The organism is Flavobacterium sp. 140616W15, assembly GCF_003668995.1.
Lineage (GTDB): Bacteria > Bacteroidota > Bacteroidia > Flavobacteriales > Flavobacteriaceae > Flavobacterium.
Genome location: NZ_CP033068.1, coordinates 1,268,689 through 1,282,489 on the forward strand (window position 1 = coordinate 1,268,689; position 13,801 = coordinate 1,282,489).

Annotated in this window: 14 protein-coding genes; 11 read left to right on the forward strand and 3 right to left on the reverse strand. The window is 28.7% G+C overall.

Annotated features, from left to right (window positions below):
- Window positions 1-28 precede the first annotated feature (28 nt).
- The 9 genes from EAG11_RS05510 (at window position 29) to EAG11_RS05550 (ending at window position 6,223) form a co-directional block, all read left to right on the forward strand.
- On the forward strand, window positions 29-367 hold the full coding sequence (locus EAG11_RS05510; RefSeq protein ID WP_129538275.1) for a hypothetical protein: 339 nt from the start codon (window positions 29-31) through the stop codon (window positions 365-367).
- A gap of 188 nt (window positions 368-555) precedes the next feature.
- Window positions 556-1,476 carry a hypothetical protein gene (locus tag EAG11_RS05515; RefSeq protein ID WP_129538276.1) on the forward strand — a complete coding sequence of 307 codons (921 nt, stop codon included), beginning with the start codon at window positions 556-558 and terminating at the stop codon, window positions 1,474-1,476.
- Window positions 1,477-1,532: 56 nt separating this feature from the next.
- Window positions 1,533-1,739 (forward strand): hypothetical protein, encoded by a 207-nt coding sequence (locus EAG11_RS05520; protein ID WP_129538277.1) that lies wholly within the window; start codon window positions 1,533-1,535, stop codon window positions 1,737-1,739.
- Between the two features lie 167 nt (window positions 1,740-1,906).
- The gene (locus EAG11_RS05525) at window positions 1,907-2,767 is read left to right on the forward strand and encodes a hypothetical protein (protein ID WP_129538278.1); all 861 of its coding nucleotides are present in this window, start codon (window positions 1,907-1,909) and stop codon (window positions 2,765-2,767) included.
- A gap of 141 nt (window positions 2,768-2,908) precedes the next feature.
- Window positions 2,909-3,100: a hypothetical protein gene (locus tag EAG11_RS05530; protein ID WP_129538279.1), complete on the forward strand. Its 192-nt coding sequence runs from the start codon at window positions 2,909-2,911 to the stop codon at window positions 3,098-3,100.
- Between the two features lie 111 nt (window positions 3,101-3,211).
- The gene (locus tag EAG11_RS05535; protein ID WP_129538280.1) at window positions 3,212-3,778 is read left to right on the forward strand and encodes a hypothetical protein; all 567 of its coding nucleotides are present in this window, start codon (window positions 3,212-3,214) and stop codon (window positions 3,776-3,778) included.
- Window positions 3,779-3,996: 218 nt separating this feature from the next.
- Window positions 3,997-4,977, forward strand: a complete 981-nt coding sequence (locus EAG11_RS05540; protein ID WP_129538281.1) for a hypothetical protein — start codon at window positions 3,997-3,999, stop codon at window positions 4,975-4,977.
- 34 nt (window positions 4,978-5,011) lie between these two features.
- Window positions 5,012-5,365, forward strand: coding sequence for a hypothetical protein (locus EAG11_RS05545; protein WP_164998658.1), 354 nt, complete (start codon window positions 5,012-5,014; stop codon window positions 5,363-5,365).
- Between the two features lie 135 nt (window positions 5,366-5,500).
- Window positions 5,501-6,223: a hypothetical protein gene (locus EAG11_RS05550; RefSeq protein WP_129538283.1), complete on the forward strand. Its 723-nt coding sequence runs from the start codon at window positions 5,501-5,503 to the stop codon at window positions 6,221-6,223.
- A 371-nt stretch (window positions 6,224-6,594) separates the two neighbouring features.
- Here EAG11_RS05550 and EAG11_RS05555 read toward each other — a convergent pair whose 3' ends face one another.
- Window positions 6,595-7,386 (reverse strand): AraC family transcriptional regulator, encoded by a 792-nt coding sequence (locus EAG11_RS05555; protein ID WP_129538284.1) that lies wholly within the window; start codon window positions 7,384-7,386, stop codon window positions 6,595-6,597.
- A gap of 77 nt (window positions 7,387-7,463) precedes the next feature.
- On the opposite strand from EAG11_RS05555, the gene EAG11_RS05560 reads away from it, so the two are divergent.
- Window positions 7,464-8,669 carry an MFS transporter gene (locus tag EAG11_RS05560; protein WP_129538285.1) on the forward strand — a complete coding sequence of 402 codons (1,206 nt, stop codon included), beginning with the start codon at window positions 7,464-7,466 and terminating at the stop codon, window positions 8,667-8,669.
- Between the two features lie 113 nt (window positions 8,670-8,782).
- On the opposite strand, the gene EAG11_RS05565 is transcribed toward EAG11_RS05560, so the two are convergent.
- Window positions 8,783-9,379 carry a hypothetical protein gene (locus EAG11_RS05565; protein ID WP_129538286.1) on the reverse strand — a complete coding sequence of 199 codons (597 nt, stop codon included), beginning with the start codon at window positions 9,377-9,379 and terminating at the stop codon, window positions 8,783-8,785.
- 331 nt (window positions 9,380-9,710) lie between these two features.
- Between EAG11_RS05565 and EAG11_RS05570 the strand changes: the two genes are divergently transcribed.
- A complete protein-coding gene (locus tag EAG11_RS05570; RefSeq protein WP_164998659.1) occupies window positions 9,711-10,964 on the forward strand; it encodes a sensor histidine kinase KdpD in 1,254 nt (417 codons plus the stop codon).
- 41 nt (window positions 10,965-11,005) lie between these two features.
- On the opposite strand, the gene EAG11_RS05575 is transcribed toward EAG11_RS05570, so the two are convergent.
- Window positions 11,006-13,798 (reverse strand): carboxypeptidase-like regulatory domain-containing protein, encoded by a 2,793-nt coding sequence (locus tag EAG11_RS05575; RefSeq protein ID WP_129538288.1) that lies wholly within the window; start codon window positions 13,796-13,798, stop codon window positions 11,006-11,008.
- Window positions 13,799-13,801: the final 3 nt, after the last annotated feature.

Genomic DNA, 13,801 nt, shown 5'->3' on the forward strand with positions numbered 1-13,801 from the left:
TCGTTGTGTTAAACCATAATTATTTTAAATGAAAGTTATAACAACAATTATTAAATACCTAATATGGCTTCTTTTAAGTATATTTTCAGGAATGGGATGGATGAGAATAGAACTTGGAAAACCGATTATAGCAACAGGTTTTTTTTCCATACTTAATGGATTAGATGAATTTATAATAGTTTGGATAGGTGGATTTATTGGAGTGATTTCTTTTATTCCGTTTGTATTAATAGACATATGTTACATTAAAATAAAAATACAAACTAAACTAAATCAAAATATTATGAGAATTTTTACTATTCTTGTTTTAAGCGCAATAGTTACATTAATTCATTATATTTTAGAATTCGGACTAAATTGGATATAAGTTTGGTTTTCACTCGTTTCAAAATTTTAGCGAAAATGAAATAGAATTAAGATAGATAAGTTTGTAAAGTCATTGCTTAAACTCTCATAATTTGAGGTATGCTTAATTGTGACAAGAGGCTGAAAAGGGATTATGAGGAGTTTTTAGTTCTGGTATAAATACGGGGACATAAAAAGAAATAAATAATTATGAAAAAAACACTTGTTTTGATAATTCTAAGCGGCCTTATTTTATCTTTTTGTATTCTTAAGCCTGCAAATAATAGATCAGATTATTCATTGGTATTTGTAAAGGAGATTTATATTGATAGGGGTAACAATGAAGACGAAAAGGATATTAGAAATTCGATAGGTATTTTTCCTAAAAATAATGATACTATAACTGTTTATCAATTGAATCCTGACTTGACCGAAAAAGCACAAAAATTTTCTTATTGGGTTAAAAATAAAAACAATAATTCAATTGTATTTAAATGTACCGAATCTGAAGAAAGTATAACAGTCGTTTTCGATAAAAATAATACAGTTATAGTTGAAAATGATGTATATACTCTCAATAATGAATATCATAAATTTTTAAAACAAAAAATACTGCTAGAAAATTCAGTTTTAGATTTAGCATATTTTTTAAAAGATGGATATGGAGATTATTCACAATCACTTGAGCCATTAAATAAAAATTGGAGAAATCAGAAAGAAAATAATACACATAGAATAATTAGTGCAAAAATTAAAAATAAAAATTTTCAAACTGATAATCAATTTTTCAATTACTCTATCCATTATATGTATGATAACAAGGGGAAATTATTAAGTATTTTAGGTGGAAATAGATATAATAAAAAGTTTCTATTAGAGAATAAGCATTTTACAAAATGGGCTATAGAAAATGTTGTAAATGAACGAAGTAATTCAGAAAGTATATCGTTTATAAATAAAAAAACATTATTTGATTCTATATCGGGAAGTTGGACTCAAAATTCTACAGGAAGAACATCCTATTTTTTAAAGTATCAATCTGAACTGAAACATGTAGATGTTACTAAGAGACCTAATCAGCTAGAAGAAATAATTCAATTATTAAATCTAAAAAAAGAAGATTTTGAATAAAAGTTATTATAAGCATTACAAAAAGGAGTACAATTGGATAACGAATAAATAACGAAATGAAAAAAGAAAAAACTTTTTCAGAACATTTATTAAAAGCAATTGTAGTTGCAATAGGTGTTGCTTTGTTTGGTGCTGTATTTGTAGTTGCTGCATTCAAGGATTTATATGCCGGGTATGTCGCTTTATTCGTTTTTGGGAGCCTATTTTTTGGAACAATATTTTTTATTTTATTTATATATTCTTTAGATCTATACAGAAACTAAAATGGTTTTTTGGTAGTATTACTGTTTTAGGATCTATAATTATTATAGCGACTTGCAACCTTGATATTTATTTTAAAAATTTATTTAATAATACATCATTACCTCCCGAATATAATGAATATCAAGATTTAGAAAGTAAAGCTGTTTTACAGTTTAAGAACAAAAAAATGAGACTTTTACTTGATTGTGATAAGGATTTGGAACAGTATATGACTATTCAAAATAATTTAATAGTAGGAGCCTCCGATTGCAAATTACTTAATGAAGGACGAATAAGTGGTAAAATATATTATAAATTTGATAGTCTCGGTAATATTACAGCAAAATATAAACCATCTGAAAGTGATGAGATTTTTTTTGAAGGATATCTGATTAATGTTGATGAAAATTATTATAGAACCTGGGCTTTAGATGGGGATACCTTAAAACGCAAAATTAAAACATACAACGAGAATTTTAATTTAGATACAATAAAACAAAGCGACTTCGTTAGAAAAATTTATGAAAAAGCAGATTTTATATTTTCAACTGATTGTTATATAAGTACGAATACATCCCTTAAAAAATTCCAAAAAGTAATATTTTGGGATAATAATAAATGGAATGCATTTTATGATGATAGAAAAACTCATCAAGTTTTTAAAAGTAAAGGTGTAGTAGCTAATCGTTTGGTAATAAGTGATTCAACAGTTAAGAATGTATTGGGGACACATTATATTGAAGATATTCAGTACAAGTATTTTCAAAAGTCAAAGTTGAGGCGCTATAATTCTGGAAGGGAATTTTGGGAAGGTTTTTTATATACTAATATTGTTATTGGGAATGACACCTTAAAAATTAAGAAATTTTTTTTTATAGATAGTGATGGAAGTAAAAAGAATATAAAAATTAATGGGAAAGCTGTTAGAGATTCATTATTTAAAGTCTTAAAGAATGTACCTTATTACTATTATAGTAACCCAAATAATAAATATCAATTGTTTACAGATGAACCCTTTAAATTGTATGTAATAAAAAATTCTGTATAAAAATAAGATAAACAAAAATAGAAGTTAATTAAATAAGTAAAATTAAAGATTGAAAAAGAGTGATATTAGAAAATCATTTGTGTATAAAGAAAGTACAACTAAAAGTCAATCTAATATTTGTTAAAACAAAACAGTAGCCTAATGAATAAAAATGATATTATAAATATAAAATCAATAATAATTGGGGCAATTATTTCATTGATTATTACAAGCTGTATTTTTTCAAAAGGCTTTATAAGTTTTGGAGCAGCAGTTGTAGCTTTAGTTCTTTTTTTTGTATTCTTTATCTTGTCTTTTATAATCGTCAGACTTATTTTGAAGGCAAAAGGATAAGATCATTGATTAGATGTTAATGATTGGAATGGGCATAAAACATTATGGAATTTGGCGTTTTTATAAAGAATGTATTAAACAATAAGAACAATACATTGTGAAAAAAATTAAATGATGAATTTAAACATATTCAAGATTATAATACTATATCTTTTTGTTTCCTGTAAAAGTTATCATGTTGAAAATAGATATGAAGATAATCATGATGGCATTAACTACATAACAAAGGACTTTCAGTATTTAAAAATCGGTAAAAAATCTGGGATGTATATATATCCTAAATTAAATTTCATGTATACTTTAAAAAAAGGAAAGTTAGATGGGGAGATGAGTTTTATTAAACAAAAAGATACGTTGTATTTCTGCCATTATGATAAAAATAAACCTGTTGGCAAGTATATTAATAAATTATATTTAGAAAAAAATAGCACTTATCGTCTTATAATGACTATGAATCCTGCGATTATTATTGATGGAGAAGGAGTATTTAACACTAATCATAACAAAGAAGGTTATTGGAAAGAATATAATGGAATTTGTTTTAAAGATGGAAATTATGCCAATGGTTTGAGAAATGGCTTGTGGAAAGAAGATTGCTTTAATGACGCAGGGACTTATGAAGACAAAAAAAATGTTATTTATAAAAATGATTCAATAGTTAGTTTTATAGAGAATTAAGCTCTTTATGTGATTACAAGAATAAATACTAAATCAAATTAGGATATAAAAAAGTACGAGAAAAGCTCAAAATGTATATAAAGATATTTAATAAAAATCTACATTAAATTTTATGGGGTATTCATCCAAAAGAAATATCTATACTAAATGGCAATGGAAGATTATGCAAAATGATGTGAAATTATATTATGGTTTTATAATCGAAAATAAATAGTAGTATGAAAATATCAATTATTTTAATTTTTAATTTTTTGTTCTTTCTTAATTCTTTTGCACAGCAAAAATTTGAAAGACCTCCAAAAGCAGGCAAAGAGAAAACAGCTATAATTAAAAATATTTTACCTAATAAAAAAGGACATCTAATATTAAATTTTGAAGAGTTACAACAAAATGAAGATAATTTGTATTGTTATCTATTTGATAGTGAGTGTGATATAATTGATGGAAAAACAACTCTTTACTCATACTACTTAACTTCAGGAAATGACACTCCAACATCTATTCAATATAATTTTGCAGAAGGTGAGTTTTTGGAAGGGAAATATCAAGGAATTTGGAAGTATTATCACAAGAATGGAAAGATAATAAAAAAAGAAAAATGGAATAATGGTAAACTTATTTATAGAAAGGAATATAAACTTGATACTTGTGATAATTTTGAAGAATATAAATTTTCTAATATAAACCTCTCAGGATATAATTCGGTAAAGCAGTTTAAAAAAGATTTTTTATTGAAATCAGGAAAATTAACTTGTAGAAATGGAGTTATTAAAAGTATGAGATTAGTATTTCACGATGAAACAACTATTCAATTTATACATATTAATAACGGACTTGTGGAAAGTCATGAAATTCAAATCATTAATGATCTTATCCCCTCAGGAAAAAGTTATTATTATGATAAAGAGGGTAATATAAAGAGGATCTCTGAACTAGAAAATGAGTTTTCAAAAGGGAATGGCTATTATATAGATTACTATTATCCCAAAAATGAAAAGAGTAGTGGAGTTATAACAACGCCTATTTTGAAATCCGAAGGCGAGGTTGAAAATAATTTTAAGATTGGAAAATGGAAGTATTATAATAAAAGTGGATCAATAGAGAGTACGAAAACATATACTCTAAAAGATTCAGTTGACGTTCGCTTTCCGTATTGCATTTTTAATAAAAAAGAACCTTGTTATTCCGAAAAGGGATAAATATTCTTAGATTGTTATGCTAGACCAAAATAAAATGAAAAAAAATAATCTATTATTATTACTATTATTATTTGTGTCATGTGCCAGGGATACTCAAAGAGTAGAGATGAAATGTTATGTATATGACTCCATTTCCAAAACTCCAATTGAAAATGTAGAAGTGATACAGTTATTAGATGGAGAGCATGTAGTTGTTGCTATATCTTCTATAAAGGGTTACTTTGAGGTATGTAAACAAACCAAAGTAAGTTTAGGAATGGCATCTCATAATCTGGCAAATTTAATTCTTTTAAAAAATAAAAATTATCTGACAGATACTATTGAAGTATACGGTAATTCAAATGATTTATATAAAAAAGACTCAATATTCATGAAAAGATTAAACTAAAAAAGAAATAATCTGAAGAGACTATGAGGTTTTGAGGTAGATAAATCAGATCGAAGGCTGAAAATAAAGCTTTAACTTTTAATAGATATCAATGAGAAATTATGGAGAAATAAGCTAAAAACATATATCATTAAAATGAAAAAACTATTTTCAATAATTATAACCAATTTATTGTTTGCAACTTGTATTGCGCAAAAAAAACAGATACCTCAAAAACCAGTTTCGATATCTATTCCAAAACCAGACTATAAAACAGCTTGCGGAAATTCAGGAATCAAATTTAAGAAAACAGATAGTTGGTATAATGATAAAAACATGACGACAATAAGAAACTATGATTCTAAACATTCCAAAAGTATTGAAGTTGTTAAGAAACAATATAGTATGAAGAATGGAGTACTATATTATGAAAACAAAGAAATTGATAGCCTTCAAATTTTTTATCGCCAAAATGAAGATATTGATTATATCGTTTATGTTATTAACGGAAAACCAATGGGTTATACAATAAATGTAAATAACAATCCTCGTCCCAATATGTATTCTGTTTCTTATAATGATGAAGGTGACATACAATATGATTTTATTAAAGAAAACGTTTTACTTTTAAAAGGAAATGGTATTTTGAAAAACTATTATTATAGTCAATGGAATGGGAAGACTCAGGATTATTCACTAGAAGTTTTAAAAGAAGAAGGTGAGGTTAGAAATAATTTTAAGATTGGAGAATGGAAGTATTATAATAAAGATGGATCAATAGACAGTACGAAAACATATACTCTAAAAGATTCGGTAGATGTTCGTTTTCCACATTGCATTTTTAATAAAAAAGAACCTTGTTATTCTGAAAAGAAATAAGTCCTACTTTTAAAAAAAATATTGAGTACACAGAATGAATAAATTAATGATTTTTCCAATAATAATAGCCGTAGTTCAATTAGGGAGTTTTGGACATTTATATTATGTCCATAAACATGAGAGTGGACAATTTCCTGCTGATTTTATTGAATTGAATATTTTGGCTATTTGTAATATAGGAGTATTAATTTTAGCTTACTTTTTCTATTTTAAAGCACATATTAAGTTGGGTATATGGTTAGTTCCTATTTTATTTTCTGTCATTACAATTACCCTATTAATTGTTTTATATATGATAATGTGGATTAATTAGTTTATAAAAGATTAGATACACAAAAAATATAATAAAAGTTTCAGTTACAATAGAGATTTTAAGCTCCTAAAAATTCGTTAGGTCTTTTATTTAGTATCTGAAAAAAACTAGAACTAAATGCTTGAAGGCTTTTGTAACCTACAAGATACGCTACCTGCGATACAGTATATTTTCCACTACTTAAAAATTCAATACCTTTTATGATTCGTACTAACTGTATGTACTTAGAAATTGTAATTGTTGTTTCTTTCTTAAATATCCTTTCTAAGGATCGTAATGACATATTGTAGTTTTCGGCTATTGTAGTCACTTGCAAATCATTTCCAATATTATCAATAATAAAATTGCTTATTTGTAATAATCGTTCATCATTGGGAATAACGATATTTAAAGTCATTGCATCTTTAAAGAAACTAGGTAATCCTACAAAAATGGCATTTAGAAATGCTTCTTCCTCAATAGAGTATTGTTCTATTTTGCTCCACTTAGATGAATAGGATATAATCTCCCGAAGTACGGGGGGAACAGAAAAGATTCTTAATTTATCATAAAATACATTTCCCGAGTCAATGGAATAAAAAATGGTTCTCAGATTTATATTATCAGAAACAGTTGTTGTTCTGTGAGATAGATTAGAAGGTATCCATGCCGCATGATTTTGAGGTAGGAGGTAGATGCGTCCATTAATATGAAGGTATTGAAAACCTTTTTCTACATAAACAAGTTGTGCTCTTTTATGGAAATGCTCTTTGGTATCGTGTTTCCAATTGTCTTCAAACCAAACATAGGCTTTTTTGACAATGCGATCTACTAATTCGTTCGGTGTTTCAGAATGTATGGCAAAATCCATTTAGTGTCGTTTTAGATTAAACATATGGCAAATTTAATTATAATACTCATTTTAAATTTGCAACAGTAAAAAATATTATGAATACACATAAAAAAAACTGGAATAGTAAGACGAAATTCTGTTTTGAAATCTTACTTCCTTTTATCGGAATCCTATTTGTTGCAGCCACATTGCGTGCACCATTATCAACTCTTGGTCCAGTACTAACTGAAATAAGTAAGTCGCTAAATCTTTCTAATAGCGAAGCTGGATTACTGACTACTATACCATTAATGGCGTTTGCTTTTTTATCAATTTTTGTAGGACAACTATCTAGAAAACTTAGTATAGAGAAGTTTTTGTTGTTCTCAATTGTACTTTTAATAGCTGGATTATATATTAGAGTAATGGGAACCGTTTTCACATTATTTCTAGGGTCTGCCATACTTGGTATAGCAATATGTATTGGAAATGTTTTGGTACCGGGATATATAAAGAAAACTTTCCCTAATAAATCAGGAATGGTAATCGGCTTTTATTCTGTTTCTATGAATCTTACCGCAGCACTTGCCTCTGGTTTTAGTATAGCAATTGGTAAATTAAGTGGTCTAGGCTGGAAAGGTTCTTTAGGAATATGGATTTGGGTTGCAGTGTTTTCTTTTTTGATATGGCTGCCTATTGCATTAAAAAAAACTGAAATAGCTGAAACTCAAAAAATGATAAAAAGTAATCTAAATATTTTTAAATCTCCATTGGCATGGCAAATTAGCATCTTCATGGGGCTACAATCGTTAATGTATTATTCTCTTGTGACTTGGCTTCCGATGTTACTGCAAGATTTTGGTATGCTAAAAGAAGAAAGCGGATGGGTTTTGTCTTTTATGCAGATGGCAATGCTTCCTCTAACTTTTCTGGGGCCAATTATTGCGTCTAAACTTTCCAATCAGAAAAGCTTGGTTTTAGTTGTTGCTGCAGGAATGTTTATCAGTGTGTTACTAATAGTATTCTTTCAGTTGCAATACATCTATACTTCAGTTATACTCTTCGGAATATCTTCAGGTCTATCTTTTAGTTTATCGATGATGTTTTTTGTACTTCGTACAACAGATAGTCATGCTGCTACAAAAATATCAGGAATGGCACAATCGGTAGGGTATTTATTAGCAGCATTTGGACCTCCAATATTTGGTAAGCTATATGAATATGGAAATACATGGAATCTTTCCTTATATTTTCTTTTAGTAGTTGTACTTATAATGTTGGCAGTAGGTTTGAAGGCGGCAAGAAACCGACTGATAAATTAATACTAATTCAACATATTTATACATAAATGTATAAGCAGATTTAACTTTTATTTCCATAAAAAATGCCCCAAATAGTGTCTAACTATTTGGGGCATGTCTCTTTAATTGGGTGTTTATTCTTTTATTAATCTAATGGTAGCTTTATAACCTGTACCTACATTCCATTGGCTGGCTTCAATAACAGTTCCTTTATCGTCAAAAACCTGAAATTCGGCAGTATTTGGTGAAGCGAAACCTTCGTTTAAAGCTTCAAAATCAATTTTGTTAATTCCATCTACTAATTTTATTTTGAATTCTTGAAATTCTCCATTCAAACTAACTTCGGGTACAATTATTTGATCATTCAGATATACTTTTATCTTATCGCCATCTACAAAAGCAGCATCTCGGTAGCGAATTGTAGAAGTAAGTGATTTTGTTTTGAAGCTTCCTAAATATTGATTTCGTCTATAAAATATGCCTTCAACATTAGCTTCTTTTTTGTATAAACTACTATCTTTAAAAAGTTCCTCTGGATTTACTTTTAAAGGATCTGGTTTTTCTACAAGGGGTGGTGGGTCAATTTTGGGTGCAATTTCTTTAGGAGGAATAGCTTTTTTGATTTTCGATTCTTTAGGAGGAATCGGCTTAAATTTAGTATTGAGCTCATCCTGTGTGTATCCTTGTATAGAAACGCTAATCATTATAATTAAAAACAATATCTTTTTCATATCTCTTAAATATTAATATATAAATGTAGATTAATCTTAAAATTAAATACAGCAATACTTATTTAATAAACATTTAATTATACTATTTATTGCATTTATAGCGCGTTAATTATCAAATATAAAAAGAAGCTCAGTATAATATTATATTCGATTGTTGCCTTAATTTGTATATTTGATCATTGGTTTTTTAAATCCCATAAAATCTATAATGTCTGAACCTTTTTCATTAGACCCAAAAACTGTTTTCCTTCTTTATTTTTGGGCAAATTTGTTTATCTGTATTCTTATTTTTAGTTATTCCTTTTCATATGCTACCACTGAAAACAGGAAGATGTTAAAAAAATTTGGGTATGGAAAATTATTACTCACCATCGGATGGACATTAATTCTGTTACGGGGTATCATTTCAGATATAATCTCTATTAATATTGCAAATAGCTTCGTTCTTATAGCCTGTTGCTATGAAACGTTAGCAATGTTGGCAATGCTTAAGAGTAAAACAAAAAGGCGATACAAATTACAAATAGGAATAACCATTGTTGGAATTTTGGTTTTTAACACATTTGTCTTATTAGGAAGCACAATTAATACTCGTGTTTTAATTATATCTCTTGGTGTTTTTGCTATTTATTTGCCTCCTACGATTAGTTATTTTATAGAAAAAGGAAATAATTTTTTCCGAACTTTTTATGTGTTTTGTTACGCTGCATTCGAAGTCTTAATTATTACGCGAATGATTTATAATTATTTAAATCCGCAGAAGGACTTTTTTTCCTATAGTGTTTTTGATACTTTGTATAGTATAAGCTTGTTTCTACTAACACTCATCGGAACAGTAGGTTTTTTGTTACTGGTAAAAGAAAGACAAGATCATAAAATTAAAAAACTTTTAGACGATAAAAACCAGTTTTTCTCTATTATAGCCCATGATCTGAGAGGGCCATTAGGATCATCGGCTGGGCTTTCAGAAATATTAACGCAAAATATTGAAGGATATAGCCGCGACGAAATTAGAGAAATTATAGAAATGCTCCATGAATCGAATAAGAATAGCTATAAATTACTAGAAAATCTTTTGGACTGGTCGAAAGTACAAACAGGAATGATAGAATTTAGTCCTAAGAGAATCATATTAAACACTTTGATTAAGGAAAATATTGAACTTAACAAAAATGCGGCTTTAAATAAAAACATCAATCTCTCGTTTGAATCATCTGAGATTATAGAGGTTGAGGCCGACAAAAATATGATTGACACCATTGTACGTAATTTATTGACTAATGCTATTAAATTTACTGATAAGCATGGAGAGATTACAGTGAAGATCAAAAGAAAGCATCAAAAAGTAGAAATCGCTATAACAGATAATGGTATTGGAATTCCAGATAATATAAAAGAAAAATTATTTAAAATTAATGGAAAAGTAACTCAAAAAGGTACTGAAAATGAAAGTGGGAGCGGACTCGGATTATTACTTTGTAGTGAATTTATAAAAATGCATCAAGGTAAAATTTGGACCGAAAGCGAACCAGGAAAAGGCAGTACATTCAAATTTACTTTGCCATTGGAAATTATAAAAAATTAAATCAAAGTTTGGAACTAAAACTTACACAGAATGCACTAAACTTACTGTTTTTTGAATCCGTTTGAGCTAAATTTTCTTGTTTCTACACGTTTTTCTTTTATAGCTAAAGTAAATTTTACTTCTTTAATTTCATCAGGCGCTGCATTTATAAGCTGATTGTTATTTTCTACTTCTACATATTCTGAAATTCCTGTTTTTTCAAGACTCACAGTATAGGATCCTTTAGGTACATACAATACAAAGTTTCCATTTTCATCGGTTTTTGTTGTAAATACGTTACCGTTGTCATCTATTGCAATTATTGGTAATCCTCCTTTTTTCTTTGTGATATCAAAACTTTTGTCGGTAGCAACGTATGATAAAGACCCTTTTATAGAGGCTGTTTTATTTAAGCCTATAGCAATTTTAGTATCAGCATTTATCGTCGCTTTTACAGCATTAGCGTACCACTCATCAGTATTAATGGGTTTTATAGTATAAGATCCAGGGGGTAATGACCTGTATTTTAAGATTCCTTTATTATCTGTTCTAAATGCTTTTCCATCAATAAGTACTAGCTGATTTGTTGCAGGTGTATTTTTAGCGGTTGTTTTATTTTTGTCTCCAGTTTCATAGTAAACATAAACTTCAAGTTCGCTTTTTGTTTTATCAATTTTTATTGGATTAAAACGTTTTGTTAGCCCTAGCTGTATGGTGTTTAATGTATTTATACTGGTAGAAAAATCACTATAATAATTGTAAACAAATAGGCTGAAATCTTTACTGATGTCATAATCTAAACGTCCGTTAATCTGAAGTGATTCATTAATCATGCTATTTTTAGAATATACCATTCCGAGATTAACAGTTAGCTTATCGTTAAAAAACTTTTGCTGTAAAGTAGGAGAGATGGTCAGATTCGTATATACTTTTTCTATGCCCAATTGTGAGTTAGCAATGATTTCTCCTAAGTAAAAATTATTATATTGATAAAAGGCCAATAGGTTTAGAATTTTCCAGCTGTAAATAAAATTTGTTTTAAAATGGAATTCGTTTTTATCTATTGTCGTGGCAGTAAATTGTCCTCCTTCAAAAGATAACGATACATTTTGGTTTGTAGGAGTATTGTAATAGGTTAGCCCTAAAGTCATTCGGGCTGCTTTCATTGAATATCCATTAGGATTTGTTGTACTTAGCAGCTGTTCTTTACGACTTTCGGTATAATAATACGGAGATAGAGATAGTATTAATGAAGAAAATCGTCTTGATACACCTACATCGTAACGAGCTGTAGAAAAATGAGTTGAAGTAAATTGATTAGCAAAGGATTCTGGCTTTGCTGATAAATAATTATAAACACCCCATAAGTTGAATTTGCCTACAGGTAAATTTACTCTTTCATTTAGGTTGATAACTCCTTTTCTCATTCCCGAGAAGTAACCTGAACTTAGGTAATTAGAACTACTGTAGAATAAATTTTTGAGTTTACCATTAAACTGAACTTCTCCTGCACCACCTATTTTATTACCTGTTTCAATTTCAGATGTAAGGTTACTAATTGCTCCTCCGGCTCTAAGGTTAAAATTTTCGGATGTATATAATGAAAATCGTGATGATGCTAAGTAATTTTTAGTACCAGAATAAGTATCATCATCATAAATAATCGTGTTTTCATATCCTTTTTTTTGCATCCACCCGTTATTATGCGTGTACATTGCCCATGCCGATTTTCCAAATGACAAGCTTGAATCATCAATTAGGTTATACGTTTTATCAATTGCTCCAGCCTCGATGGTACTTTTTTCATTGGGTTTAAAAAATCCTTCGGCACCTCTTCCTATTAGGTTGAGGTCAAAAAACTTTGATATGTTTCCAATTGTAGCACCATAGTTTTTTTCTTTATAGCTAAGCCAGGTATTTCTCAAAAAAACCTGATCTGAATTCTCCCACCAGTTCACATCTACATTTGCCTGTAGCACTCCTTTGTTAATTTCTGCCTGTGCATTAGCATATATAAAATAAGCGTTTGTATTGTCGCTATTGTGTTGTATACTAGCAGTAACCTGATTCGTTTGATTAAATGTAAGGTTATAATCTGGGTTATATGGTGAAACATATCTTCTGTCTTGCCTGATAGAGCTTGCTCTTACGGTACCATTATTAATTATATCTCCATTACTGTACAGAGCAGTGATATTAATAGTGATGTCTTCTTGATTTAATACCGTTTTGTTAACCACTTTTTTTAATACTACAATAGTATCTGTAAATGCCTGAATATGGATATCGGTATTTTCTATTGCGTTTCGGGTTATAAAATCGGGATAACGGGCTAAGATGGTCACTTTTTGAGCAGTATTCCCTTCGTTAGAAATACGTATAGGTATAGCAAGACTATCACCGATTCTTTCATAGATTAGATTAGTTTCGAGTAGCATTACTTTTACTAATTTTCTTTCGCGTATATAAACAGGTAAAAACACACTTTTAGTTTCCTGTGTCTCAACAATTGTAAATACAGCTTCGATAGTACTTTGGTTACCCGCTTTTGCAGTCGCAGCAACAATAGCTTTTATCGGAATGAAGATACTATCATGAGCAGCTATTGTAATGTTTTTTGATTTTTTTAATGAAAGGTAAATATCTTCGTGACTACTATGTGCGTCAAAAACACCTTCTATCGACTGTGAGCTAGTGTTTATTATTTTTACATAAGCATCAATAACTCCTTTGCTATTTGTTTCAATTTTATTGTTGGTAAATTCTATATTAAAACTATTGTTTTGAGCCCAAGCACTTATGCCTGATCCCCAGAAAGCAAGAAATAATAATATTTTATAGTATTTAACCAGCATGTA